The sequence below is a fragment of the Streptomyces sp. NPDC054887 genome (assembly GCF_053610585.1).
Genome location: NZ_JBSGYQ010000011.1, coordinates 117129 through 142686, shown reverse-complemented (window position 1 = coordinate 142686; position 25558 = coordinate 117129). Strand labels below are relative to the sequence as shown.

Annotated in this window: 25 protein-coding genes; 15 read left to right on the top strand and 10 right to left on the bottom strand. The window is 71.1% G+C overall.

Annotation, left to right across the window (positions count from 1 at the left end; translation table 11 throughout):
- Positions 1-518 precede the first annotated feature (518 nt).
- The gene (locus tag ACWGH0_RS09160; RefSeq protein ID WP_453403510.1) at positions 519-1172 is read left to right on the top strand and encodes a LysE family translocator; all 654 of its coding nucleotides are present in this window, start codon (positions 519-521) and stop codon (positions 1170-1172) included.
- A 712-nt stretch (positions 1173-1884) separates the two neighbouring features.
- Here ACWGH0_RS09160 and ACWGH0_RS09155 read toward each other — a convergent pair.
- Complete coding sequence (locus ACWGH0_RS09155; protein ID WP_453403509.1) at positions 1885-2562, bottom strand: NAD(P)-dependent oxidoreductase; 678 nt, start codon at positions 2560-2562, stop codon at positions 1885-1887.
- 216 nt (positions 2563-2778) lie between these two features.
- Between ACWGH0_RS09155 and ACWGH0_RS09150 the strand changes: the two genes are divergently transcribed.
- Entirely contained in the window at positions 2779-3051 is a 273-nt protein-coding gene (locus tag ACWGH0_RS09150; protein ID WP_138898600.1) for a DUF1876 domain-containing protein, read from the top strand.
- An 85-nt stretch (positions 3052-3136) separates the two neighbouring features.
- Here ACWGH0_RS09150 and argS read toward each other — a convergent pair whose 3' ends face one another.
- A complete protein-coding gene (gene argS / locus ACWGH0_RS09145; protein ID WP_453403508.1) occupies positions 3137-4906 on the bottom strand; it encodes an arginine--tRNA ligase in 1770 nt (589 codons plus the stop codon).
- Positions 4907-5116: 210 nt separating this feature from the next.
- Here argS and lysS point away from each other — a divergent pair, with 210 nt between their 5' ends.
- Positions 5117-6883 (top strand): lysine--tRNA ligase, encoded by a 1767-nt coding sequence (gene lysS / locus ACWGH0_RS09140; protein ID WP_453403507.1) that lies wholly within the window; start codon positions 5117-5119, stop codon positions 6881-6883.
- Between the two features lie 433 nt (positions 6884-7316).
- Here the strand turns inward: lysS and ACWGH0_RS09135 are convergent, their stop codons facing one another.
- The 3 genes from ACWGH0_RS09135 to ACWGH0_RS09125 form a co-directional block, all read right to left on the bottom strand.
- Complete coding sequence (locus ACWGH0_RS09135; RefSeq protein ID WP_453403506.1) at positions 7317-8636, bottom strand: DUF2637 domain-containing protein; 1320 nt, start codon at positions 8634-8636, stop codon at positions 7317-7319.
- A gap of 171 nt (positions 8637-8807) precedes the next feature.
- Complete coding sequence (locus ACWGH0_RS09130; protein WP_453403505.1) at positions 8808-9518, bottom strand: DUF3558 family protein; 711 nt, start codon at positions 9516-9518, stop codon at positions 8808-8810.
- Positions 9519-9588: 70 nt separating this feature from the next.
- Positions 9589-10467, bottom strand: coding sequence for a DUF3558 domain-containing protein (locus ACWGH0_RS09125; RefSeq protein ID WP_453403504.1), 879 nt, complete (start codon positions 10465-10467; stop codon positions 9589-9591).
- Positions 10468-10628: 161 nt separating this feature from the next.
- Between ACWGH0_RS09125 and ACWGH0_RS09120 the strand changes: the two genes are divergently transcribed.
- The 4 genes from ACWGH0_RS09120 to ACWGH0_RS09105 all read left to right on the top strand — a co-directional run bounded on the left by ACWGH0_RS09120 (position 10629) and on the right by ACWGH0_RS09105 (position 13862).
- Positions 10629-11822, top strand: a complete 1194-nt coding sequence (locus ACWGH0_RS09120) for an RtcB family protein (protein ID WP_453403503.1) — start codon at positions 10629-10631, stop codon at positions 11820-11822.
- Between the two features lie 283 nt (positions 11823-12105).
- Positions 12106-12795 (top strand): hypothetical protein, encoded by a 690-nt coding sequence (locus tag ACWGH0_RS09115; RefSeq protein ID WP_453403502.1) that lies wholly within the window; start codon positions 12106-12108, stop codon positions 12793-12795.
- A gap of 3 nt (positions 12796-12798) precedes the next feature.
- The gene (locus tag ACWGH0_RS09110) at positions 12799-13212 is read left to right on the top strand and encodes a phage holin family protein (protein ID WP_453403501.1); all 414 of its coding nucleotides are present in this window, start codon (positions 12799-12801) and stop codon (positions 13210-13212) included.
- Positions 13188-13862 (top strand): DUF3618 domain-containing protein, encoded by a 675-nt coding sequence (locus tag ACWGH0_RS09105; RefSeq protein WP_453403500.1) that lies wholly within the window; start codon positions 13188-13190, stop codon positions 13860-13862. Before ACWGH0_RS09110 ends, ACWGH0_RS09105 begins: the two co-directional genes overlap by 25 nt.
- Positions 13863-13950: 88 nt before the next feature.
- Here the strand turns inward: ACWGH0_RS09105 and ACWGH0_RS09100 are convergent, their stop codons facing one another.
- Positions 13951-14706 (bottom strand): SDR family NAD(P)-dependent oxidoreductase, encoded by a 756-nt coding sequence (locus ACWGH0_RS09100; protein ID WP_453403499.1) that lies wholly within the window; start codon positions 14704-14706, stop codon positions 13951-13953.
- A gap of 9 nt (positions 14707-14715) precedes the next feature.
- The gene (locus ACWGH0_RS09095; RefSeq protein WP_453403498.1) at positions 14716-15066 is read right to left on the bottom strand and encodes a YnfA family protein; all 351 of its coding nucleotides are present in this window, start codon (positions 15064-15066) and stop codon (positions 14716-14718) included.
- A 121-nt stretch (positions 15067-15187) separates the two neighbouring features.
- Between ACWGH0_RS09095 and ACWGH0_RS09090 the strand changes: the two genes are divergently transcribed.
- Positions 15188-15790 carry a TetR/AcrR family transcriptional regulator gene (locus ACWGH0_RS09090; protein WP_453403497.1) on the top strand — a complete coding sequence of 201 codons (603 nt, stop codon included), beginning with the start codon at positions 15188-15190 and terminating at the stop codon, positions 15788-15790.
- A 15-nt stretch (positions 15791-15805) separates the two neighbouring features.
- On the opposite strand, the gene ACWGH0_RS09085 is transcribed toward ACWGH0_RS09090, so the two are convergent.
- The 3 genes from ACWGH0_RS09085 to ACWGH0_RS09075 all read right to left on the bottom strand — a co-directional run bounded on the left by ACWGH0_RS09085 (position 15806) and on the right by ACWGH0_RS09075 (position 17773).
- Positions 15806-16555 carry a Mut7-C RNAse domain-containing protein gene (locus ACWGH0_RS09085; RefSeq protein WP_453403496.1) on the bottom strand — a complete coding sequence of 250 codons (750 nt, stop codon included), beginning with the start codon at positions 16553-16555 and terminating at the stop codon, positions 15806-15808.
- 118 nt (positions 16556-16673) lie between these two features.
- Positions 16674-16961: a hypothetical protein gene (locus tag ACWGH0_RS09080; RefSeq protein ID WP_453403495.1), complete on the bottom strand. Its 288-nt coding sequence runs from the start codon at positions 16959-16961 to the stop codon at positions 16674-16676.
- 206 nt (positions 16962-17167) lie between these two features.
- Positions 17168-17773 carry a hypothetical protein gene (locus tag ACWGH0_RS09075; protein ID WP_453403494.1) on the bottom strand — a complete coding sequence of 202 codons (606 nt, stop codon included), beginning with the start codon at positions 17771-17773 and terminating at the stop codon, positions 17168-17170.
- A 116-nt stretch (positions 17774-17889) separates the two neighbouring features.
- Between ACWGH0_RS09075 and hemL the strand changes: the two genes are divergently transcribed.
- The 7 genes from hemL to ccsB all read left to right on the top strand — a co-directional run bounded on the left by hemL (position 17890) and on the right by ccsB (position 25531).
- Positions 17890-19206 (top strand): glutamate-1-semialdehyde 2,1-aminomutase, encoded by a 1317-nt coding sequence (gene hemL, locus ACWGH0_RS09070; RefSeq protein ID WP_453403493.1) that lies wholly within the window; start codon positions 17890-17892, stop codon positions 19204-19206.
- Positions 19203-19877: a histidine phosphatase family protein gene (locus ACWGH0_RS09065; RefSeq protein WP_453403492.1), complete on the top strand. Its 675-nt coding sequence runs from the start codon at positions 19203-19205 to the stop codon at positions 19875-19877. Before hemL ends, ACWGH0_RS09065 begins: the two co-directional genes overlap by 4 nt.
- A gap of 140 nt (positions 19878-20017) precedes the next feature.
- Positions 20018-21247, top strand: coding sequence for a hypothetical protein (locus ACWGH0_RS09060; protein WP_453403491.1), 1230 nt, complete (start codon positions 20018-20020; stop codon positions 21245-21247).
- A gap of 67 nt (positions 21248-21314) precedes the next feature.
- Positions 21315-21938, top strand: coding sequence for a TlpA family protein disulfide reductase (locus tag ACWGH0_RS09055; RefSeq protein WP_453403490.1), 624 nt, complete (start codon positions 21315-21317; stop codon positions 21936-21938).
- Between the two features lie 4 nt (positions 21939-21942).
- Complete coding sequence (locus tag ACWGH0_RS09050) at positions 21943-22710, top strand: cytochrome c biogenesis CcdA family protein (RefSeq protein WP_453403489.1); 768 nt, start codon at positions 21943-21945, stop codon at positions 22708-22710.
- Positions 22711-22715: 5 nt separating this feature from the next.
- Complete coding sequence (resB, locus tag ACWGH0_RS09045; RefSeq protein ID WP_453403488.1) at positions 22716-24455, top strand: cytochrome c biogenesis protein ResB; 1740 nt, start codon at positions 22716-22718, stop codon at positions 24453-24455.
- Positions 24452-25531, top strand: coding sequence for a c-type cytochrome biogenesis protein CcsB (gene ccsB / locus ACWGH0_RS09040; protein WP_453403487.1), 1080 nt, complete (start codon positions 24452-24454; stop codon positions 25529-25531). Before resB ends, ccsB begins: the two co-directional genes overlap by 4 nt.
- Positions 25532-25558: the final 27 nt, after the last annotated feature.

Below are 25558 nucleotides of genomic sequence, written 5' to 3'. Positions count from 1 at the left end.
CCCACCGCGAACGCTTATGGGGGGACGACGCTAGGAAAAACGCCCTGCACGGGAGCGGGATGGGGGCGGGCGTTTGCTTGGTGGCTTGCGGGTGTCTGGTGGGGTGCGCGGTCGGTTCTGGGGCGGCTCGGCCCCTGTCTCGGCGGGTGCGGCGACGGCTGTTGGTGCGACACCGACATGGCTCGCCACTCACATGGCGTTGCGTGGGATGAACTCCACAGATGATGAACGCGCATGCCCGTTGTGTCCGATATGGGGGCATGGAAAGGCGGTAGGGGTTCGTCATGTGTGGAGTTGGTTGCTTTGGGGTGTGGGTGACGGCCCGGGGTGACGGCTGAGGGTGGCGGTCGGGGGTGACGGCTGAGGGTGGCGGTCGGGGGTGACGGCTGAGGGTGGCGGCCGGCGGTCGGCGGCTGGTCGTCTGACGCGTGAGACGGGGCAGAGCGTGGAAGTCGGCGTACGGAGAGCCGCACGGGATCCCTCGCGCGGTACGCCGGCCGATGGGGAGCGCACAGCCGATGTCAGTCAACTTAGTGGGGTTTCTGGGAGTCGTACTGCTCGCGTATGTCGTTCCCGGGCCGGATTTTCTCGTCATCGTGAGGGCTGCCGCCAGGCGGCGTTCGCTGGGGTGGGCGGCTGCTTCGGGGGCGCAGGCCGGGTTGTGTGTCCACATGGCCGCAGCGGCGTTGGGGCTTTCGGTATTGGCCGCGCAGTCGGCGGTGGCGTTCACCGTGATCAAACTGGCCGGTGCGGCCTACCTCGTCTTCCTCGGCGTACGGGCGTTCCGTGCCGCAGGCAGGGTGGCCCGAGGCAGCGGGCGAGCCAGTGGGCTTGAAGCGAGCGGGCAGCAAGGTGCGCGGAACGCAAGCTTCGGGACGAAGGCCGGTAGCTTCGTCGAGGGCTTCCTGACCAACGTGCTCAATCCGAAAGCCGCGCTGTTCTTCCTCAGCGTCCTGCCGCAGTTCGTCGACGACGGCGGCAGCTCGATGACGGCTCAGATTCTGTTGCTCGGTGTGCTCGATGTGTTCATCGGCGTTCTGTACTGGCCTTTGGTGGTCGTGGTCGCGGCCAAGCTGCGCGGCCTGCTGGCCCGGCCGGTGTTCCGCCGCCGGTGGGAGCGGACGACGGGTGTGCTGTTCGTCGGTACGGGAGCGGGAGTTGCGGCCAGTTGATCGTCGTGCGGATCGAGGCCGAGCCGCCGGACGGCCTGTGACCTGCACCGCAGCAGGGCTGCACGTATCGTTTCCGCATTCACGTGATGGACTGAGGCGGAAGGCATGGGTGTGGACCAGGGGCGGGCGCGGCGCCTTTTGCGCGCGAGGCCGGAGTGATGTTGTTGGAGCAGCCGAGCGCCGTCCAGAGCATCCAGCAGGCCGCCCGCCAGTACGGGTGAGAGGAGTGGCGCCCTGCCCGAGGGCGATGTCGGGATGTGGGTCTCGGCCTGGAACGTAGCCCGCAAATGGTGAGGATGTACGCCTCTTAAGTCCCATGTGCCACTACGGGGTTGTCGGCCCGCGTCATGTGTGGGGTTTGGCCCACCACAGCCCCCGAGCGACCCCGCACCCCCCACGCGGGCACGGATGTTTCCCGCAGGTCGACCCGACACCTTCCTCCCACCGGCCGGAGTGCCGACGCGGGTCGCGATGGTGGTGTCGCACCAACGGCCGTTCCCGTCAGCCGCTTAGCCAGGGGCCGCACCACCCGAGAACCGGCTGCGCCCCACCCACCGGCCCGTCGCCCGGCAACGGTGTAGGGCCACTTACCGGGGCTGTTCCGTGGGCTCCCCCCCGGGGGCCGCCCCCCTTAAGCCTTGCGTCGGAGGTTCGGCGGTCAAGGGTGGAGCGGAGCGGAATCGCCGTAGGCGACGCGACGTAGGAGCGCCCTTTACTGCAGCGCCAGGTCGTGCAGCGCCGCGCGGCCCGGGTCGGTGCCGACCCACCGGGTGCCGGCGAGGGCGGCGAGGGTGGGGCGGTGGGTCTCGTACGCCCGCTCGTTCCCGCTGTAGAGAATGTACGCGGCCGGGGTCGCGATCATCTGCGGCACCGCCATGATCCCGCCGTCGACGTACGCCGCACCCCGCTTCTCCGCCCAGGTGGCGAGGTCGCGGGCCTGGGCGGGGGTGCCGTTGGTGAGGTTGACGAGGGTCTTGCCGGTGAGGTCGACGGGGGCGAGGGCCTCGGTCACGCCTTCGTTCGTCGTGAAGCAGACGATCAGCAGCGGGCTCGCGGCCACTGCGTCCGTGATCGTCTCGGCCGCGCTCGCGCCCAGCGCCGCCAGGGGGGCGGTCTTGGCGGGCGTCGGGTTCCAGACGGTGACCGAGTGGCCGGGCTTCAGGAGAGCGGCGGCGAGCGCGCTGCCCATGAGGCCCAGGCCGAGTACGGAGACGGACGCCGGTGCAGGGACGGATGCCGGTACGGCGAGGGGTGCGGGTGTGGGTACGGGTGCGGCTCCTAATGCGGCTCCTAATGCGACTCCGGCTCCGGCTGCGGATGCGGTTCCAGCTTCAGCTCCGGCTCCGGCTGCGGTGACCGGTGTGGAGGGCTGGGTGAAGTGCTCGGGCATCGGGGTCCCCAATTCGGCAAGTGGTCGAGTGGTCGAGTGGTCGGGTGCGGCGGCAAGGCGTGGATTCCGTGCCCTTTGATCCTTGTGCCGTGCTGAGCCGGCGACAAGTACCGACTAATTGGTGGGGTACTCACCGGCAGGTAAGTGGGGAGTGGTGATCAGTCGCGTGGCGGCGCACCCTGGAAGGGGGAAGGGGCACAGCTGGAGGTGAGCGCCATGCACACACTCGTCGGATGGCACGTCGAGATGGAGTTTCAGGAGGAGGACGGGAGGACCCGGGCGGCCGCGATGGTGCGGCTCGGTGACGGCGTGGAGCTGCGGGCCCACGGGTACGCCAAACGGCACCCGACGGATGCCGAGCAGCTGCGGGTCGGCGAGGAGATCGCGGGTGCGCGTGCGCTCATGGACCTCGCGTCGCAGCTCCTGGGAAAGGCGCACGGCGAGATCGACGAGGCCGCGGGGCGTCCTTCGTATCCGCTGTCGTCGTGACGGAGGGAAACGCCGTGGGGCCGCGAACGGCGCTGCCCCCCACCGGACTCCGGTGGGGGGCAGCGCCGTAACGCGTCGGGGGTGATCAGAGCCGCTCAGGGGTGCGGATGCCGAGGAGGGCCATCCCCTGGTGGAGGGTGCGGGCGGTCAGGTCGCAGAGGAAGAGGCGGTTCTCGGCGACGTCGGGCGCGGGCTCGGGCTTGATGACCGGGCACTGGTCGTAGAACGTCGTGTAGAGCGACGCGAGCTGGTAGAGGTACGCCGTCAGCTTGTGCGGCTCGTACGCCGCGGCGACCTCGGCCAGCGTCTCCGCGAACTGGTCGAGGTGCAGGCCCAGGGCGCGTTCCGCCGGGGCCAGTTCGAGCTCCGGGTGGGCGGCCAGCCTGCGGTCGCCCGCGTTGCGGAGGATGGACTGGATACGGGCGTACGCGTACTGGAGGTAGACGGACGTGTCGCCGTTCAGCGAGACCATCTGGTCCAGGTCGAACTTGTAGTCGCGGGAGGCGGAGGTGGAGAGGTCGGCGTACTTCACCGCGCCGATGCCGACGTACCGGCCGTTCTCGGTGATCTCCTGCTCCGTCAGGCCCACCTTGTCGGCCTTGGAGCGCACGACGGCCGTGGCGCGGTCGACCGCCTCGTCCAGCAGGTCGACCAGCCGGACCGTCTCGCCCTCACGCGTCTTGAACGGCTTGCCGTCCTTGCCGAGTACGGTGCCGAACGCGAGCTGGACCGCCTTGACGTCCTCGTTCAGCCAGCCGGCCCGGCGGGCGGTTTCGAAGACCATCTTGAAGTGCAGGGACTGGCGGGCGTCCACGACGTACACGAGCGTGCTCGCGCCCAGGTTCGTGACGCGGTCGCGGATCGCGGAGAGGTCGGTGGCGGCGTAGCCGTAGCCGCCGTTGGACTTCTTGACGATCAGCGGGGACGGCTTGCCGTCCGGGCCCTTCACGTCGTCGAAGAAGACGCAGAGCGCGCCGTCGGAACGGACGGCCACGCCCGTGTCCTCCAGGATCTGGCACGTCTCTTCGAGCATGGCGTTGTAGCCGGACTCGCCGACGACGTCCTCGTCGTGGATCTCCATGTCGAGCTTGTCGAAGACCGAGTAGAAGTAGATCTTCGACTCGTCGACGAACCGCTGCCACAGCGCGAGGGTCTCCGGGTCGCCGGCCTGGAGGGCGACGACACGGTCCCGCGAGCGCGCCTTGAAGTCCTCGTCGGAGTCGAAGAGGACCCGCGAAGCCTTGTAGAGGCGGTTGAGGGACGACATCGCCGCCTCGCCCTCCTCGGGGCCGCCGTGCTTGTGGTCGAGCTCGTGCGGGTGCTCGGTGAGGTACTGGATGAGCATGCCGAACTGGGTGCCCCAGTCGCCGATGTGGTGGCGGCGTACGACCTTCTCGCCCGTGAACTCCAGGATCTCGACCATCGCCGCGCCGATCACGGCGGACCGGAGGTGGCCGACGTGCATCTCCTTGGCCACGTTCGGCTGTGCGTAGTCGATGACCGTGGTACCCGGGCGTTCGGCCGCCGGTACGCCGAGACGGGCGTCGGCGGCGCGGGCGGCGAGGGTGTCGATGATCGCCCGGTCGGTGACGGTGATGTTCAGGAAGCCGGGGCCGGAGACCTCGATCTCCTTGATCACGTCACCTGCGGGAAGCCCGGCGACGACGGTCGTGGCCAGCTCGCGCGGGTTGGCCTTGGCCTTCTTCGCGAGGGCCAGGATGCCGTTCGCCTGGAAGTCGGCCCGGTCGCTTCGTCGCAGCAGCGGGTCGGCGGCGCCGGCCTCCGGCAGGGCGGCCGAGAGGGCGTCCGCGACGCGCTGGTTGACGGTCGAAGCGAGGGAATGGACCGAGGCCATGAGCTGCCGTTCCTGTCGAGAGGAAAGTTGAAGGTGCAGACGAGTATTTCATGGGGGGTGTGCGGCCGTCGTCTCGTATAAAGGCAGCAGCGCCCGGGCACCGCGTGGCGGCAGCCGGGCGGGGACGCGGGCGGCGGCCCCCGGACGCCGGTGGTTCGTCTGGGAGAATGGCTGAGGTCAGCCATCGAGAGCTATTGAGGGAAAGAGGACGTGCCGATCGTGGCTCAGAGCAGCACAGAGACCGACTGGGTCTCCCGGTTCGCGGACGAGGTCATCGCCGAGTCGGAGCGACGTGCCCCTGGGGCGAAACACGATGGTGCTGCCTCCCCGGTGGTCGTCGTCGCGTCCGGCCTGTCGCCGTCCGGCCCGATCCACCTGGGCAACCTGCGCGAGGTCATGACCCCGCACCTGGTCGCGGACGAGATCCGGCGGCGCGGGCACGAGGTCCGGCACCTGATCTCGTGGGACGACTACGACCGGTACCGGAAGGTGCCGGCGGGTGTCCCCGGGGTCGACGAGTCGTGGGCCGAGCACATCGGCAAGCCGCTGACGTCGGTGCCCGCGCCGGCCGGGTCGGCGTACCCGAACTGGGCCGAGCACTTCAAGGCCGCCATGACGCGGGCGCTCGACGAGCTCGGTGTCGAGTACGACGGCATCAGCCAGACCGAGCAGTACACGGCCGGTGTCTACCGCGAGCAGATCCTGCACGCGATGCGGCACCGGGCCGACATCGACGCGGTGCTCGACCGGTACCGCACGAAGAAGGACCCCGGGCAGCAGGTCAAGAAGCAGGGGCAGAAGCCGGTCGACGAGGCGGAGCTCGAAGCCGCCGAGGGGTCCGGGGCGGCGTCCGAGGACGACGGCAGCGGCGGCGGCGCGGGGTACTTCCCGTACAAGCCGTACTGCACCGTCTGCGGCAAGGACTTCACGACGGTGACGGCGTACGACGACGACAGCACCGCGCTGTCGTACGTGTGCACCTGCGGGCACTCCGAGACCGTGCTGCTGAGCGAGTTCAACGGCGGCAAGCTGGTCTGGAAGGTCGACTGGCCGATGCGCTGGGCGTACGAGGGCGTGGTCTTCGAGCCGAGCGGTGTCGACCACTCGTCGCCGGGGTCGTCGTTCGTGGTCGGCGGGCAGATCGTGCGCGAGGTGTTCGGCGGGGTGCAGCCGATCGGGCCGATGTACGCCTTCGTCGGCATCAGCGGCATGGCGAAGATGTCCAGCAGCAAGGGCGGGGTTCCCACGCCCGGCGACGCGCTGAAGATCATGGAGGCGCCGCTGCTGCGGTGGCTGTACGCGCGCCGGCGGCCCAACCAGTCGTTCAAGATCGCGTTCGACCAGGAGATCCAGCGGCTCTACGACGAGTGGGACTCGCTGGAGAAGAAGGTCGCCGACGGAACGGTGCTGCCGGCCGACGCCGCGGCGCACTCGCGGGCGATCAGGACGGCCGCCGGTGAGCTGCCGCGTACGCCGCGTCCGCTGCCGTACCGGACGCTCGCCTCGGTGGCGGACATCACGGCCGGGCACGAGGACCAGGCGCTGCGCATCCTGAGCGAGCTGGACCCGCAGAATCCGGTGACGTCGCTGGACGAGGTGCGGCCGCGGTTCGACCGTGCCGAGAACTGGATCACCACGCAGGTGCCGGCCGAGCAGCGCACGGTCGTGCGCGCGGAGCCGGACACGGAGATCCTGGGCTCGCTGGACGAGGCCGGGCGGGAGTCGCTGCGGCTGCTGCTCGACGGGCTCGACTCGCACTGGTCGCTCGACGGGCTGACGACGCTCGTCTACGGCGTGCCGAAGGTGATGGCGGGGCTGGAGCCGGACGCGAAGCCGACGCCGGAGCTGAAGGTCGCGCAGCGGTCGTTCTTCGCGCTGCTCTACCAGCTGCTGGTCGGGCGCGACACCGGTCCGCGACTGCCTACGCTGCTGCTCGCGGTGGGCGCGGAGCGGGTGCGGAAGCTTCTGGGCTCGTAGTACGGGCTCCTGGCGGCGCGTCAGGGCTGCCGCGTCAGGGCCGCCGCTCCTGGGTTTCCGGGGGTGGCGGCCCTTTCGCGTGGCGGGGCGTGGGTGGGGGCGGGCCCTTTCGCGTGGCGGTGGTTCGGTTGGGGGCCTGCGGCGCTGTTCCCCTACCCGCCCCTTCCCGAAACCGGGGGCAGCCCCCCGGGCCCCCGGACGCCCTGCGGGCGTGTCCTCAAGCGCCGGACGGGCTGGAGGGAGTCAGTGGGGTGGGGGCAGGCCCCTGGGGCCCCGGATGCCCTGTGGCCGTGTCCTCAAGCGCCGGACGGCTGAGCGGGTGCGTGGGGTGGGGGCACGTCTTGAGCCCCCCGGACGCCCTGCGTCGTGTCCTCGCGCCGGACGGGGTGGGCACGGGCGTGTGCGGGGCTCGGCCCGGGGGTAGGGCCGGGGGTCAGGCGATGTGTTCGGCGTCCAGGTCTTGTTGGTAGCGGATCTCGAAGCGCTTCGTGTAGTCGGTCAGCTGGGGCGGGGTCGGGGACTCGGCTCCCAGGTCCTGGAGGTAGGAGCCGAACTCGCGGGGCGTGGGTACGGAGTTGTTCTCGTTGACGTACTTGCGGAACGCGCCGTAGTACCACTCCTCGGGGTCGTACGGCTCCTCGTACTCCGGGGCCTGCTCGTGGCGCGGGCCCGGGATGCCGCCGAGGGGGCGGGTGCGGCCGGGGCCCGACGGGACCATCACGGGGGCCGGCTCGGGGGCCTCGGCGTACTCCGGGTCGTACCCGTTGGCGTACGCCGCCTCCTGCGCGGCCTGCGGCGCCAGCGGCGCGGCGAACCAGGGGCTGGAGTGTGAGCCGGGGCCCTGCTCCGGCTCCTCGGGGGCGTCCTCGCCGTACTGGGCTTGGTGGTCGTCCGCGTCGGGCGCCTCCTCCTGCGGCCACTCCTCGTCCGGGTACGGCTGCGCCGTCTGCTCCCGGGCGGGCAGCGCGCGGAGCTGCTGCGGCTCGTGGGGCTCGCGCGCGTCCTGGAGCTGCTGGAGCCGCTGCGGCTGCGCTTCCGTCTCCGGGGCCGGGGGCAGCAGCGCCGGTTCGATGCCGGCCGCGGCCAGGCCCGCCGGGGCGGTGTCCGCGAGCGGGACGCCGTACTTCGCCAGCCGCAGCGGCATCAGCGACTCGACGGGCGCCTTGCGCCGCCAGGCCCGCCCGTACCGGGCCTGGAGCCGCGCCTGGTAGATGAGGCGGTCCTGCTCCAGCTTGATGACCTGCTCGTAGGAGCGCAGCTCCCAGAGCTTCATGCGGCGCCACAGCTTGAACGTCGGCAGGGGCGAGAGCAGCCAGCGGGTGAGGCGTACGCCTTCCATGTGCTTGTCGGCCGTGATGTCGGCGATCCGGCCGACCGCGTGCCGGGCCGCCTCCACGGAGACGACGAACAGCACCGGGATGACGGCGTGCATGCCGACGCCCAGCGGATCGGGCCAGGACGCGGCGCCGTTGAAGGCGATCGTCGCGGCCGTCAGCAGCCACGCCGTCTGGCGCAGGAGGGGGAAGGGGATCCGCATCCAGGTCAGCAGGAGGTCAAGGGCCAGCAGGACGCAGATGCCCGCGTCGATGCCGATGGGGAAGACGAGGGAGAAGTCGCCGAAGCCCTTCTCCTCCGCGAGCTCGCGCACGGCGGCGTACGATCCCGCGAAACCGATCGCGGCGATGACCACCGCTCCCGCGACGACGACACCGATCAATATGCGGTGCGTGCGTGTCAACTGCATCGCGGCCACCCGCGATCCCCTCCCGTTACGTCGGACTTGGCGGGGGTCAGCCTGGCACATGTGTGCGGGCCGCGTTGCGCGGGTAGGGGCGAAGCCCGGCCTCCAAGGGGAGGGCCGGGCTCCGGTAAATGTCGCGGATCAGGTGGTTCGTACCGCTTCCTGCCGGGCGTCGCTCCGGTGCTACTTGTTGGCCGCGGCGACCGCGTCCGCCGACTCCTTGGCCGCCTTCTGAGCGTCCTTCAGCAGGTCGGCGGCCTTGGGCGACTTGGCTCCCTGGTAGCCGGCGCCGTTGTAGACGACGGTCACGACGACGTTCTCGGTACGTGTCACGACCGTTGCGTACTTGAAGTCCGCGTCCGTCTTGCGCAGGTCGTACGTGACCACCGTCGCCTGGTCGCCGATACCGGGGGCGGGCTTGGTCTCGGTCTTCTTCGCGCCGTCGGTCGCTTTCGCGGCGTCGACCTGCTTCGTGTAGTACTCCTCGGCGAGCTTGTCGCCGGGGCCGCGGGACTGGTCCGAGTCGTACCGCATGAAGGAGACGGACAGCCAGCGGTACTGCGACCCGTCGACGCCCTTGCTGTCCAGGCCGTTCCAGGAGCAGCCGCCGCGCGTGGACACGTCGTTCGACTTGTCTGCCGTGCCCGACTTGTCCTTCGCCTCCGGTACCAGCGAGGACACCGTCTTCTTCTTGATCGCGTCGCACGGCTCGGGGAGCTCCGAGAACGCGGCCGGCTTCACGGTCGGCTCGGCCGACACCGAAGGCGAGGCGCTGGCCGAGGGTGACGTGTCCTTGCCGCCTTCGGAGTCCGACGAGCAGCCGGCGGCGACGAGCATCACCGGGACGGCTGCGCAGGCGAGTATGCGAGAGAGTCGCGGGGCTGATCGGTGCATGGTTCCTTCACTCATGGAGGCTGGTCGACCGGGGCGCCGGCCGGTGGGCGACGGGCCGGCGGCCGGACGGCTAGTCGTTGAACTGCTCGGCGAGCCTGCGGGCCACGGCCTGCGTCTTCTCCTGCAGTTCCTTGCTGTCGGGGACATCGGTGGTCAGGGCGGGCTGCTCGCTGTACTGGACGGTCACGATGACGTTCGACGTACGGAACACCACGCTCACGGTACGACGCTGCGCGGTCGACCCGGAGCGGACGAGGGCGTCGTCGAGGAAGGCGGTGTCGCCGAGGTCGGCGAGGATGCGGGGTTCGAGGCCCTCGGGGGGCGTCTGGGCGCCGGGGCCGCCACCGGCGCCGCTCGGGTCGCTCGGGTCCTCGTCGGGACCGGAGGTGGCGTCGGGGTTCGCGCCGGCCTTGGAGGCGGAGGCCGTGGGGGAGTCGCCGGCGTCCGGGGAAGCGCTCTCCCCGTTCTCGCCGTCCTCCGTTTCCCCGTCCTCTTCCGGGCTCTCGGTGGGGGCCGGGAGGTCGGCGGCGGACTCCTGCTTCGCGTAGACCTCCTCGGCGCGGTCGTCGTCGCTGACGTCCGCGTCGTACGAGACCACGCGCTCGAAGTCGACCTTGAGGTGGTGGGTGGCGCCGGGGGAGTCCACCTTCCAGCGACAGCCGACGCGCCGGTCGGTGTCGTACGTGACGGCGGCGGTGCCGTCGTACGCCTTCCGCTGCTGCCTCTCGGGGAGCGTCGTGGCGCCCGGCAGGAGGTCGCGCAGGAGCCCGCGGTCGACGGCGCCGCAGGGCTCGCGGAGCGTGCGGTACTTGCCCGGGGCGGCGACGGAGGTGTTCGCCTCACCCGCCTTGTCGTCGGTGGCGGGGTCGTCGGTACCGGAGCCGCCGGTGCAGCCGGCGGTGAGCGCCGCGAGGAGCGCGACGCCGGTCACGTACACCTTTCGCTGCACGGTCCCAGGCTCCCTTCGATCAGAAATACGGTTGCCGCGCGATGGCGGCCGGTGGACACAATGTGTATCGCACGCACTGGCCACCATGCCGGTCCGCTGTCTCGTTCGCGGTGCTTGGTGGCACATTTGCGGTATGGGTAATACGGGGGAATAGAGGGGTTATGTCGTATGTAGAGGTGCCGGGGGCGAAGGTACCGATCCGGATGTGGGCCGACCCGGCGACGGTCGAGGGTGGCGCGATGCAGCAGCTCCAGAACGTGGCCACGCTGCCCTGGATCAAGGGCCTCGCCGTGATGCCGGACGTCCACTACGGCAAGGGCGCCACGGTCGGCTCGGTGATCGCCATGCACGGCGCGGTGTGCCCGGCGGCGGTGGGGGTGGACATCGGCTGCGGCATGTCGGCGGTGAAAACGTCACTCACGGCGAACGACCTTCCGGGTGATCTCTCGCGGCTCCGGTCGAAGATCGAGCAGGCGATTCCGGTGGGCCGCGGGATGCACGAGAGCCCGGTCGACCCGGGGCGGCTGCACGGCTTCCCGACGTCGGGGTGGGACGACTTCTGGGGCCGGTTCGACGGGGTGGCCGACGCGGTCAAGTTCCGTCAGGAGCGCGCCACGAAGCAGATGGGCACGCTGGGCAGCGGAAATCACTTCGTCGAGTTCTGTCTGGACACGGACGACTCCGTCTGGCTGATGCTGCACTCCGGCTCGCGGAACATCGGCAAGGAGCTGGCCGAACACCACATCGGGCAGGCCCAGAAGCTGCCGCACAACCAGGGGCTGGTCGACCGGGACCTCGCGGTGTTCATCGCGGACACCCCGCAGATGGCGGCGTACCGCAACGACCTCTTCTGGGCGCAGGAGTACGCGAAGTACAACCGCGCGATCATGATGGGCATCTTCCAGGACGTGGTCCGGCGGGAGTTCAAGAAGGCCCGGGTGACGTTCGACCCGGTCATCTCCTGCCACCACAACTACGTCAGCGAAGAGCGCTACGACGGCATGGACCTGCTGGTCACTCGCAAGGGGGCGATCCGGGCGGGGTCCGGGGACTTCGGGATCATCCCGGGCTCGATGGGCACCGGCTCGTACATCGTCAAGGGGCTCGGGAACGAGAAGTCGTTCAACTCGGCCTCGCACGGCGCGGGACGCCGGATGAGCCGCAGCGCGGCCAAGCGGCGTTTCTCGGCGCGGGACCTGGAGGAGCAGACGCGGGGCGTGGAGTGCCGCAAGGACTCGGGCGTCGTGGACGAGATCCCGGCGGCGTACAAGCCGATCGAGCAGGTCATCGATCAGCAGCGGGACCTGGTAGAGGTCGTCGCGAAGCTGAAGCAGGTCATCTGCGTCAAGGGCTGAGAGGCCCCGGCGCGGAGAGTGGAAGGCCCCGGTTGTGGTTGCCGGGGCCTTTCGCGTGCCCGGGTGCGGAGGCAGGGGCGGGGCCGGGGCCGGGTGCGGGTGTGGGGCGGAAGTGGGTGCCGGGTGGGTCCAATGGGTCTCGAAATGTGGCTTTTGGGTTGTTTGTGGCGTGTGTCCGGGGTTACTCGGAGGGTGTCCCAGCCAGCACGAGAGACATGGGGCGCGGCGCGAGGGCCCCGGACGTACCGGCCGGTCCCGCGCGTCCCCGGAGAAGGTGGAATCCATGAGTGGTGTGTCCGCGAATGGCGGTGCCGGGCGTGTCCAGCAGGCCGGGCAGACAGCGAAAGAGGAGGCGTCGGTCACAGCAGGCCAGGCCAAGCAGGCCGCGAGTGAGGTCGCCGGCTCGGTTGCCGAGCAGGCCAAGGCCGTCACCGGGGAGGCCAGGCACCAGGCCGGTACGGCGGCGCGTGACCTGCGCGGGCGCGTCGACGAAGAGGTGCAGGGCCAGGCCGAGCGGGCCGTGGGCACGCTGCGGAAGTGGGCGGACGACCTCGACGGGATGGCCCGGAACGCGCCCGGCGACTCGCCGGTGCGCGGCCTCGTGACGCAGGCGGCCGACGGGGGCCACCGCGCGGCCGACTACCTGGACAGCCATGGTCTGGGCGGCGTCGTGGAGGACGTGCGCGGGTTCGCGCGGCGTCGGCCCGGGGCGTTCCTGGGCGGTGCGGCGCTGGCAGGCCTGGCCGTCGGACGGCTGGCGAAGGCCGGCAAGGCGCAGACCGCCGGCAACGGCGGTGGCCGGGCGCAGGGCGACGGCGGCATACGGGCGAGTGGTGACGGCGGCAGCCGGGTGGGCGGCGACGCCGCCGGGTTCCCGCAGGATCCCCCGGTGCAGGTCCCGCCGCCCGAGACCGACGGCCGAACGGCTCAGGCGCCCGGCTGGGCGGGGCTGCCGGGAACACCGGAGGTGTGAGGGATGGCGACGTACACACCGGCTCCCCACAAGCGGGGGCAGGACAGTTCGGTGGGTGAGCTGCTGTCGGAGGTCACCTCGGACGTGCAGCTCCTCTTCCGGCAGGAGATGGAGCTGGCCAAGCTCGAGATACGCGAGGAGGCCGGCAAGGCGGGCAAGGCCGCGGGGATGTTCGGCGGGGCGGGCTTCGCCGGGTACATGGTGGCGCTCTTCGCCTCGCTCGCAGCCGTGTTCGGCCTGGCGAACCTGATGGACGCCGGGTGGGCCGCGCTGATCGTCACCGGGGTGTGGGCCGTGGTCGGAGCCGTCCTGTTCGCGATGGGCCGCTCGCGGATGCGCAGCGTTTCCCCGAAGCCGGAACGGACCGTGCAGACACTGAAGGAGGACGCGCAATGGGCACGTCACCCGACCAAGTAAGGGCCGACATCGAGACGACGCGGGAGCGGCTTTCCGCCGACGTGGACCGGCTGGCCGACCGTACGAGCCCGCGCCGGATGGCGCGGCGGCGCACCCGCCGGGTGCGCGGCGCGGTGTCGGGCGTGCGGCGGCGGGTCATGGGCAGCTCGCACAGCACGGGCATGGCCCAGGACCGTGCGCAGCAGGCGGCGCAGTCGGTGCAGGAAGGTGCCGGGCAGGCGGCCGACACCGTGCGCCAGACGGCGGGGCAGGCGGGCGAAGCGGTCAGGAAGGCGCCCGAGCAGGCGATGCGGCAGGCCGAGGGCAACCCGCTGGCCGCCGGTCTCGTCGCCTTCGGCGCGGGACTGCTGGCCGGTTCCATGCTGCCGAGTTCGCAGGCCGAGCAGCAGGCGGCCGCCCAGCTGGCGGACCGGGCCGGCGGCGCGATCGAGCCGGTCAAGCAGGCGGCGGCCGAGTCGGCGCAGCACCTGAAGGAGGACGCCACGCAGGCGGCGCAGCAGGCGGTGCAGGGCGTCAAGGAGACCGCCGCCGAGGCCGCCCGTACGACGCAGGAGCAGGCCCGCGACCAGGCGGGTCAGGTCACGGAACGGGCTCGTGAGTCCGGCCGGACGGTGGCCGGCGAGGCCCGCGACCAGAGCGGCGGGACGTAGCGGTCACCGGCGCCTCGTGCGGGGCGGCCCGCGACGGGTTTCAGTCGCGGGCCGCTCGCGGTGCGTACGACGCCCGGCCCCCGCCGGCTCACAGCTCGCGGTGGACCTTGGTGTTCGACGCCTGGGCGCGGGGGCGGACGACCAGGAGGTCGATGTTGACGTGGCTGGGGCGGGTGACGGCCCAGGTGATGGTCTCGGCCACGTCGTCGGCGGTGAGGGGCTCCGCGACGCCCGCGTACACCTTGGCGGCCTTGTCGGCGTCGCCGCGGAAGCGGGTGGTGGCGAACTCCTCGGTCTTGACCATGCCGGGCGCGATCTCGATGACGCGGACGGGGGTGCCGACGATCTCCAGCCGGAGCGTCTCGGCGAGGACGTGCGCGCCGTGCTTGGCCGCCACGTAGCCGCCGCCGTTCTCGTACGTGCCGTGGCCGGCGGTGGAGGAGAGGACGACCACCGTGCCGTCGCCGCTCGCCGTGAGAGCGGGGAGCAGGGCCTGGGTGAGGTTGAGGGTGCCGATGACGTTGGTCTCGTACATCTGGCGCCAGTCGGCGGGGTCGCTGGTGGCGACGGGGTCGGCGCCGAGCGCGCCGCCGGCGTTGTTGACCAGGAGGGCCAGGGTGCGGAAGGCGGTGGCGAACTCGTCGACCGCCGCGCGGTCGGTGACGTCCAGCGCGTACGCCGTCGCCTGGTGGCCGGCGGCGGTGAGCTCCGCCTCCAGGGCCTCGATGCGGTCCTTGCGGCGGGCGGTGAGCACGACGCGGTAGCCCGCGGCGGCCAGTCGGCGCGCGGTGGCGGCGCCGATTCCGCTGCTCGCTCCGGTGATGACGGCGATAGGCGTAGACATGGGGACAGGCTAGCGAGACCGTGGTGCGTACATGATGAGGGCCATCCCGGCGAGGCAGACGAGCGCGCCGGCGACGTCCCAGCGGTCGGGTCGGTAGCCGTCGGCGACCATGCCCCAGGCGAGGGACCCGGCGACGAACACCCCGCCGTACGCCGCCAGGATGCGGCCGAACTCGCCGTCGGGCTGGAGGGTGGCGACGAATCCGTACGCGCCGAGGGCGACGACGCCGGCGCCGGTCCACAGCAGGCCCCGGCCGTGGCCGTGGGGTCCGCCGCGTACGCCTTGCCAGACGAGCCAGGCTCCGCCGATCTCGAACAGGGCGGCGACGACGAAGAGGGCTGCGGAGCGGGCGACGGTCATGCGCTCAGCGTGCCACGGGGGTGCGGCGGGAAGGCGGGGCGCAGGTGCGGCAGCCCGGCGCGGAGGGGGCTCGGCGCGGAGGGGTTGGCGCGCCAACGTATGTGGGCCTACAGTTGTTGGCGTGAGTGAACCGCCTGACCCCCACGCCCCGCCGCGCCGCCGGTCCGACGCCACGAGGGCGGCGATCCTCGACGCCGCCCGCGAGCGGTTCGCGGCCGACGGGTACGAGCGCGCCACCATCCGCGCCATCGCGCGCGACGCCGACATCGACCCCTCGATGGTGATGCGGTACTACGGCAACAAGGAGGGGCTGTTCGCGGCCGCCTCGGAGTTCGACCTGCGCATGCCCGACCTGGAACGGCTGACCGAGCTGGGCGCGCTGCCGGGCCGGTATGTCGGGGCCGTGCTGGTCGAGCACTTTCTCGACCGCTGGGAGGCCGACGAGGTGCTGACGGCCCTGCTGCGGGTCGGCGTCACCAACGCCGCTGGGGCCGAGCGGATGCGGGCGGTCTTCCGCGAGCAGCTCGGACCGGTCGCCGCCGGGTTGAGCCCGGTCCCCGAAGAGGCGCCGACTCGGGCCGCCCTGGTGTCCTCCCAGATCCTCGGCATGGCGATGGCCCGGTACGTGCTGCGGCTGCCGCCCGCCGTGGAGATGACCCGCCAGGAGATCGTCGACTGGCTGGGGCCCACCGTGCAGCGGTATCTGACGGCGGAGCGGCCGTAGCGACGGCCGGGTTCTTCAGGAAGCTTGCCGCTGGTCACGGGCGGCGTCGTACGTGCGCAGGGCTTCGTCGACGATCGTCTGGAGGCTGGAGTGGTGCGCGCCGTTCCAGTACACCCGCTCGCACGCCGTGCACTGGGCGAAGACGTCGTACGAGCGCTCCGTGCCGTCCTCCAGGTAGCCGCTCACGGACTCCTTGGTGGCGTCCTTGAGGTCGCCGTTGCAGGCCACGCACCGCGTCCAGGGGGAGAGTGCGGGCGCGAACCGGCTGAGCACGTCGTCGAGCTGCTCCTTGGGCCGGTCGCTGTAGACGTAGGCGCCGGCCCAGAGCTCGCGGCGCCGCAGCAGCCCCCGGTCCCGCGACAGCAGTACGCGCCGGTCGCGCGCCGAGTAGGCGGCGAGCGCCGGGTCGCCGACGTCCTCGCTGAAGTACGCCGCGTCGACGCCCAGCAGCCGCAGCCGCCGCGCCAGCGTGCCCAGGTGTACGTCGAGGAGGAAGCGCAGCGGTGCCCCGGGCACCTGCTGGGGGCGCCGGACCGCGTGCACCTCGACGCTCTCGCCCGCCGCCGGGACGTGCGACGCCGCCACTTCCCGGCCGTCGACGAGCAGGCGTCCCGCCTCGGTGAGCGGGATGCCGAGCGACTCGACGACGTGGCCGAGCGACGAGGCTCCGTCGGTGGTCACGGCCGTCGGCCCGCCGCGCCGGTCCGCCGCGACGAAGAGGTGCAGCTCGGGGGCGACGCTGAGGTGGATCTGCGGTCCGTTCACGCCGCCAGCATGCCATCGGGGCGTACGCCGCATCCAGGGCTTTTCGGTGGTGGACGCGGCGTGCCGTCCGGACGCCGCCCGGTCTCCGGCGCCACGGGCCCGGCCCCGGGCGCTCCTGTCACGGGCCGGGCGATCTCAGCCTCCGCGTCCCGTGTCGCGGGCGGGGTGAGCCGGGAGCGGAATCCGACGCCGGGGCGGCGCGGTAGAGCTCGTCCAGCTCCGCCCACGATTCCCGGATGATCCCCTCGGCGACCGCCAGCAGGTCGAGCTCCGCCAGCCGGGCGGCGCTCTGCGAGTAGGGCGGCGGGGCCGGGTGCCGCCTCCGCCACCAGCAGGAACCCGCAGCGTAGAGACCACTCGCGCACAACAGGGCCGGTATGGCGAGGGCCGTCAGAATGTCGCCCATGACGGGCCTCCTTCGGTGTCGATGCCCGATGCATCGGCACGCCGAGGAGGTTTCTGAAGATCATATGTGGGGTACGGACGGCCCTACCTTTGATCGAGAGGTCACTCCCGCCGGTCTGACCAGTGGCCCCGCACGGACCCCGCGGCTGCCCCGCAGATCGTCCGGCGCCTGCCGGACGAGCCGTGCGGGAGAGGCAGAAGGCCCGGTCAGGGCCAGACCAGGCAGTACGGCTGGTGCCCCGCCTCGTGCAGCCGGTGGCTGAAGTCCTGCCACTCGTGCAGCAGCTGGTAGACGTTGAACGCGTCGCGCGGCCCGCCGCGGTCCGGGACCGTCGACCAGATGAAGGCCGCCGCGCCCACCGACTCCTCGCCGATGCCGCGCAGCGGATCGACGACCGTCATGGGGAGCTTGACCACCGCGTAGTCGGGGTGCAGCACGACCAGTTCGAGCGGCGGGACCTTGTGCAGCGGTATGCCTTCAATGCCGGTCAGGACCATCGCGGCCACCGTCTCCGGCTTGATCTTCGTGAACATGCCGCCCATGCCGAGCTCGTCGCCGCCCAGTTCCTCCGGGCGCATCGAGATGGGCACACGGGCCGCGGTGGCTCCGTTCGGAGCGCCGAAGTACTTGTAGGTCACCCCCACCCGGCCACTCCTGTTTCCCGTGTCCGCCTTCGCGCTCGCGTTCGCGTTCGCCTCGCGCCTGTCCGCCGCCCTCGCTCCGCGTTCCCGCTCACGCCGATGCCGGCCCCCCTGGGCCCGCTCGGGACCCAGGTCGTCGGTCCCCTCGCCCACTCCGCCACCGCGATGCATATCTCCACCCGACCACTCGCGGCCACGGCCGCGCAACCCGATCATCGTGTCAGTGACCTCCCCCACGGCCGTGCGGTGAAACACCAGTCCGCAAGACCGTCGGAGCCTCTGACACCATGGCTTGTGTGAGCTTCCCCTATGACGCCCCAGTTTCGCAGACGCTTTTCGACCGCGCGTCCCTCGTGACGCCCGGCGGCGTGAACTCTCCGGTCCGCGCATTCCGAGCCGTGGGCGGTACGCCCCGGTTCATGGTGTCCGGTTCCGGTCCGTACCTCACCGATGCCGACGGTCGCGAGTACGTCGACCTCGTGTGCTCGTGGGGACCGATGATCCTCGGCCACTCCCACCCGAAGGTGATCGCGGCTGTTCAGGAGGCCGTGGCCCGCGGCACGTCCTTCGGCACGCCCGGCGAGGGCGAGGTCGCGCTCGCCGAGGAGATCGTCGCCAGGGTCGCGCCGGTCGAGCAGGTACGGCTCGTTTCCAGCGGTACCGAGGCGACCATGTCGGCCATCCGCCTCGCCCGCGGCTTCACCGGCCGCGCGAAGGTCGTGAAGTTCGCCGGCTGCTACCACGGCCACGTGGACGCGCTCCTCGCCGCCGCCGGCTCGGGCCTCGCGACCTTCGCGCTGCCGGACACGCCCGGCGTGACGGGCGCTCAGGCGGGCGACACGATCGTCCTGCCGTACAACGACCTCGACGCCGTACGGGCCGCCTTCGCCGCCCACCCGGGCGAGATCGCCTGCGTCATCACCGAGGCGTCGCCCGGCAACATGGGCGTCGTCCCGCCGGGCGAGGGCTTCAACGCCGGGCTCCGGGACCTGTGCAGGGCCGACGGCGCGCTGTACATCTCCGACGAGGTCATGACCGGCTTCCGTACGTCGAAGGCCGGCTGGTACGGCGTCGACGGCGTCGCGCCCGACCTCATGACCTTCGGCAAGGTCATGGGCGGCGGCTTCCCGGCCGCGGCCTTCGGCGGACGCGCCGACGTCATGGCGCACCTCGCGCCGGCGGGCCCCGTCTACCAGGCGGGCACGCTCTCCGGGAACCCGGTCGCGACCGCCGCCGGTCTCGCGCAGCTGCGGCTGCTGGACGACGCGGCGTACGCGAGGGTCGACGCGGTGTCGCGGGAGATCCAGGAGCTGGTCACCGCGGCGCTCTCCAAGGAGGGCGTGGCGCACCGGCTCCAGACGGCGAGCAACATGTTCTCCGTGTTCTTCACGGCGGACGAGGTGCGCGACTACGACGACGCGCGCAAGCAGGAAGCTTTCCGCTTCAACGCCTTCTTCCACTCGATGCTGGCCGACGGCGTGTACCTGCCGCCGTCCGCCTTCGAGTCCTGGTTCGTGTCGACCGCCCACGACGCGCGGGCCGTCGAGCGCATCGCCGACGCGCTGCCCGCCGCCGCCCGCGCCGCAGCGGAGGCCACGGCATGAGCGAGACCACCGTCGTCCACGTCGTGCGCCACGGCGAGGTGCACAATCCGGACGGCGTGCTGTACGGGCGCCGCGCCGGATACCACCTCTCGGACCTCGGCCGGCAGATGGCCGACCGCGTCGCCGAGCACCTCGCGGCCCGCGACATCGCCCATGTCGTCGCCTCGCCGCTGGAGCGCGCTCAGGAGACGGCCACGCCCGTCGCCAAGGCGCACGGTCTCGACCTGGCCACCGACGAGCGGCTGATCGAGGCGGCCAACGTCTTCGAGGGCAAGGCGTTCGGAGTCGGCGACGGGGCGCTGCGCCGCCCCGCGAACTGGAAGCACCTGACGAACCCGTTCCAGCCCTCGTGGGGTGAGCCGTACATCGAGCAGGTCGTACGGATGATGGGCGCGCTCACCGCCGCGCGTGACGCGGCGCGCGGGCGGGAGGCCGTCGCCGTGAGCCATCAGCTGCCGATCTGGACGCTGCGCAGCTTCGTCGAGCGGCGGCGGCTGTGGCACGACCCGCGCAAGCGGCAGTGCACGCTCGCCTCGCTCACGTCGTTCACCTTCGAGGGCGACAAGATCGTGTCCGTCGCCTACAGCGAGCCGGCCCGCGATCTCGTACCGCCGCACCTGCTGGCCGGCGCCAAGCCGGTAAAGGGTAAAGCGAAGGCATTCGGCGCGTAATATCCCGCGCTTTCCGGCCGCCGCGGCGAGAATTTGCCGTTTCGCCGGAACCCGTTTCGGCACCACCGCCTCTTACCCATTGTCCGTTTGTACGACCGACGGGCGTCAACGGGGACGACGAGCGCGGATGGGGCGACGTTATGCGGGACATGAGTCGAAGGGGTCTGCTCGGACTGGGACTCGGGGCGGCGGCCGCGGTCGGCATGGCCGGCTGCGGCGCCCCGGGTTGGACGGGGGCCGGCTCCGCCAAGGGCGGCGGCAAGGCGTCGCCCGGCGGGGCCCCGGAGGAGATACGCCTGATAGGCGACGGTTCGACGGCCGACACCGGCAAGCAGCCGAACCAGCCGGAGAAGCCGGTCCCGCTCCAGCCCGGCGAGACCCCGCCGCAGTTCGTGATCTTCTCGTGGGACGGGGCGGGCGAGGTCGGCAACGGCCTGTTCCCCCGCTTCCTCAAGCTCGCCGAGGACCACGACGCGGCGATGACCTTCTTCCTCTCCGGGCTCTACCTGCTGCCCGAGTCGAAGAAGAGCCTCTACAAGCCGCCGAACAACCCCGTCGGCGCGTCCGACATCGGCTACCTGACCGACGACCACATCAAGGACACGCTGAAGTACGTCCGCCGGGCCTGGCTGGAGGGCCACGAGATCGGCACCCACTTCAACGGCCACTTCTGCGCCGGCTCCGGCACCGTCGGCAACTGGACCCCCGCCCAGTGGGAGAACGAGACCGCCCAGGCGAAGTCGTTCGTCACCCAGTGGAAGACCCACAGCGGCTGGACCGACCTCGACCCGCTGCCCTTCGACTACGAGAAGGAACTCGTCGGCGGCCGCACCCCCTGCCTCCTCGGCCAGGACAACCTGCTGCCGACGGCGAAGAAGCTCGGCTGGCGCTACGACGCCAGCTCGCCCGGCGGCCGCCAGATGTGGCCCGGCAAGCGGGGCGGCCTGTGGGACCTGCCGCTCCAGGCCATGCCGTTTCCCGGCCACTCCTTCGAGGTCCTGTCGATGGACTACAACATCCTCGCCAACCAGTCGAAGAATTCCACCCAGGGCATGCCGTCGCGCTACCCCGCCTGGAAGAAGCAGGCGACCGACGCCTATCTCGCCGGATTCCAGCGGGCGTACGAAAGCAATCGCGCGCCCTTCTTCATAGGCAACCACTTCGAGCAGTGGAACGGCGGAATCTACATGGACGCCGTCGAAGAGGCGATCAAGGAAATGGCCGGCAAGAAGGACGTGCGCCTGGTCTCGTTCCGGCAGTTCTGCGACTGGCTCGACGTGCAGGACCCGAAGGTGCTCGAAAAGCTCCGTACCCTCGAAGTCGGACAGTCCCCGGCGGGTGGCTGGAAGTCATTCCTTAAGGCGTCTTGACAAGGGGCTTTACGGGCACCATGGGGGGCGCGGAAGATCGCTGGAACGCCCATGCGAAACTTTTCACATGAGCCTCAGCCGCGCCCTCCGCCGCCGCTCGCCCCGCACCCGCCGCGCCACGTCGGCGGGCGCCGTCGTGATCGCGGGCGCACTCGCGCTCTCCGCGTGCTCGGGCGGCGGCGCCGACTCGTCGAAGTCCGGCGGCACGAACTTCGTGACCGGCAGCGGCGGCATCTCCACCGTCGCCGCCGGGCAGCGGCAGGACGCCCCCAAGCTCGACGGCGAGAACCTCCAGGGCGAGAAGCTCGACGTCGACGACTTCAAGGGCAAGGTCGTCGTCATGAACGTCTGGGGCTCCTGGTGCCCGCCCTGCCGCGCGGAGGCCCCGCATTTCGCGAAGGTCGCCAAGGAGACCAAGGACGAGGGCGTCGAGTTCGTCGGCATCAACACGCGCGACCACTCCACGCAGCCCGCGATCAAGTTCGAAGAGGATTACGGCGTCGAGTACCCCAGCCTCTACGACCCGATCGGCAAGCTCCTCCTGCGATTCCCCAAGGGAAGTCTGCATCCGCAGGCCATTCCGTCGACCATCGTGATCGACCGGGAGGGCAGGATCGCGGCCCGCTCGCTGACCGCGCTCAACGAGAAGAAGCTGCGCGAGATGATCGACCCGTTGATCGCGGAGAAGTGACCACGTGAGCTTTCTCGCCGCCGCGATCACCGACCCGAACCCGACGGTTCTGAGCGGTGCCCTGATCCTCGCCCTGCCGATCGCCGTCGCCGCCGGTCTCGTCTCGTTCTTCTCGCCGTGCGTGCTGCCGCTCGTACCGGGATACCTGTCGTACGTCACCGGGATCAGCGGCACCGACTTGGCGGAGGCCAGGCGCGGGCGGATGGTCGCCGGCGCCTCGCTGTTCGTGCTCGGCTTCACCGCCGTCTTCGTGTCGACCGGGGCGCTCTTCGGCTACTTCGGCCAGACGCTCCAGGAGCACCAGGAGACGCTGTCCCGGGTGCTCGGCGGGCTGATGATCCTCATGGGTCTCTTCTTCATGGGGCTGATGCCCTGGATCACCCAGCGCGAGTTCCGCTTCCACAAGCGGCCGGCGGCCGGACTCGCCGGAGCGCCCGTACTGGGCGCCCTCTTCGGCATCGGCTGGGCGCCGTGCACCGGCCCGACGCTCGGCGCCGTCACGACGCTCTCGTTCACCGAGGCGAGCGCGGGACGCGGAGCCGTACTGACCGTCGCGTACTGCGTCGGCCTCGGGGTGCCCTTCGTGCTCGCCGCGATGGCGTTCCGGCGGGCGCTCGGCGCGTTCTCCTGGGTCAAGAAGCACTACGCGTGGGTGATGCGCATCGGCGGACTGATGATGATCGCCACCGGCGTCCTGCTCGTCACGGGGATCTGGGACGGCATCATTCAGGACATGCAGGGCTGGACGAACAGCTTCACGGTGGGGATCTGAGTTCCATGAGCAAGACCGAGACGACGGACGAGACGACCGCCGCCGACGAGCGCGAACTCGGGGAAGCCGGCGCCCAGCTCTCCACCGCCCCCCAGGAACGGGCCGTCCCCGGCTCCTTCGGCGGTGTGATGGAGCCCGGCGCGGCCGGCCGCGCCGCCTGGGTCTGGCGCGAGACGACGGGCTGGGCGCGCTGGTTCTGGCGGCAGCTGACCTCGATGCGGGTCGCGCTGATCCTCCTCTTCCTGCTCTCCCTGGGCGCGATCCCGGGCTCCCTCGTCCCGCAGACCGCCGTGGACGAGACCAAGGTCGAGGAGTTCAGAGCGGCGCACGAGACGCTCGCGCCGCTCTACGACGACCTCGGCCTCTTTGACGTCTACAGCTCGGTGTGGTTCTCCGCGATCTACATCCTGCTGTTCGTCTCCCTCATCGGCTGCATCGTCCCCCGCACCTGGCAGTTCGTCGGTCAGCTCCGCGGCCGCCCGCCGGGCGCGCCCGGCCGCCTGACGCGGCTTCCCGCGTACACGACCTGGCGTACGGAGACCGAGCCCGAGCAGGTCCGCGAGGCCGCGCTGGCGATGCTGAAGCGGCGCCGCTTCCGGTCCCACGCCGTCGGGGACGCGGTCGCCGCCGAGAAGGGCTACCTGCGCGAGGCCGGGAACCTCGTCTTCCACATCGCCCTCATCGTGATGCTGGTGTCGTTCGCCGCCGGGCAGCTCTTCAAGTCCGAGGGCGGCAAGCTGATAGTGCAGGGCGGCGGCTTCGCCAACACGCTCACGCAGTACGACGACTTCAAGTCCGGGTCGCTGTTCGACAAGGAGCACGACCTGGCGCCGTTCAGCTTCCGGCTGGACAAGTTCGTCGGGACGTACGAGCGCTCCGGCCCCCAGCGCGGCACGCCCCGGACGTACGAGGCGCACGTCACGTACTCCGAGGGCGCGGACGGCCCCGAGAAGAAGACCGTGATCGAGGTCAACAAGCCGCTGGAGGTCGACGGCTCCAAGGTCCACCTCATCGGTCACGGGTACGCCCCCGTCGTCACCGTCAGGGACGGGCGGGGCAAGGAGGTCTTCAAGGGCGCGGTGCCGCTGCTGCCCATGGACTCCAACGTCACCTCGTCCGGCGCGATCAAGGTCATGGACGGCTACCGCGGCAAGAACGGCAAGAAGGACCAGCTCGGCTTCCAGGCGTTCTTCGTGCCGACGTTCGCGGGCGCGGGCAAGGGCACGATGCTCTCTCAGTACCCGGGTCTCGACTTCCCCGTCCTCGCGCTCAACGCGTTCCACGGCAGCCTCGGCGTCGACGCCGGCCTGCCGCAGAACGTGTACCAGCTCGACAAGCGCAAGATGAAGGCGTTCAAGGACGAGCGGGGCGAAGACCTCAAGCAGCGGCTGCTGCCGGGCGAGACGATGAAGCTGCCGGGCGGCGCGGGCTCCATCACGTTCGAGGAGGGCGTGCAGGAGTGGGCGACCTTCCAGATCTCCCAGCAGCCCGGCAACGTGACGGCCCTCGGGGGAGCGGTCGCCGCGATCGCCGGGCTCGCCGGTTCGCTGTTCATCCAGCGCCGCCGGATCTGGGTCCGGGCCGTACGGGGGGAGGACGGCGTCACCGTCGTCGAGATGGCCGGACTCGGCCGCAGTGAGTCCTCGAAGCTTCCCGAGGAACTGGCCGACCTGGCCGCAACGCTCAATTCACAGGTGCCGACGGCACCTGATCCCGCTGAACCTGTCGAAGGAGTCCGCGCGTGAATCTCGCGGCCGAGACCAACGAGAACCTCGCCCACATCAGCAATGTGCTGATCTATTCGTCGATGGCCGTCTACACGCTGGCCTTCCTCGCGTTCATCGCCGAATGGGTCTTCGGCAGCCGCAGCAAGGTGGGCCGCACCGCCGCCGCGCTGACCGCGCGGGGCGCGAACACGGCGGCCCCCGCGGTGACGGTGCGGGCCGGCGGCTCCACCACCGTCCTGGACAGGCCGAAGGTCGTCACCCGCTCGGCGGCCGGCGCCCGTGACGTCCCCGACGGCCCCGGCGCCGCGGGCGGCACCGAGAAGGGCGACCTCTACGGACGCGTCGCCGTCTCCCTCACGACGCTCGCCTTCCTCGTCGAGGCGGGCGGTGTCGTCGCCCGCGCCCTGTCGGTGCAGCGCGCGCCGTGGGGCAACATGTACGAGTTCTCGATCACCTTCTCCACGGTGGTCGTCGGCGTGTTCCTCGCGCTCCTGGCCGCCGGGAAGAACGTCCGCTGGGCCGGCCTGCCGCTGGTCACCACGGTCCTGCTGGACCTCGGCATCGCCACGAAGTGGCTCTACACCGACAGCGACCAGCTCGTTCCGGCGCTCGACTCGTACTGGCTGTGGATCCACGTCTCCACCGCGATCTTCTGCGGCGCGGTGTTCTACCTCGGCGCGGTCGGCACGCTGCTCTACCTCTTCCGCGACGCGTACGAGGCGAAGCTCGACGCCGGCGGCGAGCCGGGTGCCTTCGCGTCCTCGGTCCTGGAGCGCCTCCCGTCGGCCGCCACGCTCGACAAGTTCAGCTACCGCGTGAACGCCGCCGTCTTCCCGCTGTGGACGTTCACGATCATCGCGGGCGCGATCTGGGCGGGCGACGCCTGGGGCCGCTACTGGGGCTGGGACCCCAAGGAGGTCTGGTCCTTCATCACGTGGGTCGCGTACGCCTGCTACCTGCACGCCCGCGCGACGGCCGGCTGGAAGGGCCGCAAGGCCGCCTACCTGGCGCTCTTCGCGTTCGGCTGCTGGCTGTGGAACTACTACGGCGTCAACATCTTCCTCTCCGGCAAGCACTCCTACGCGGGCGTCTGACCCGCGCCGGCGGGTGCGCGGGCGGCC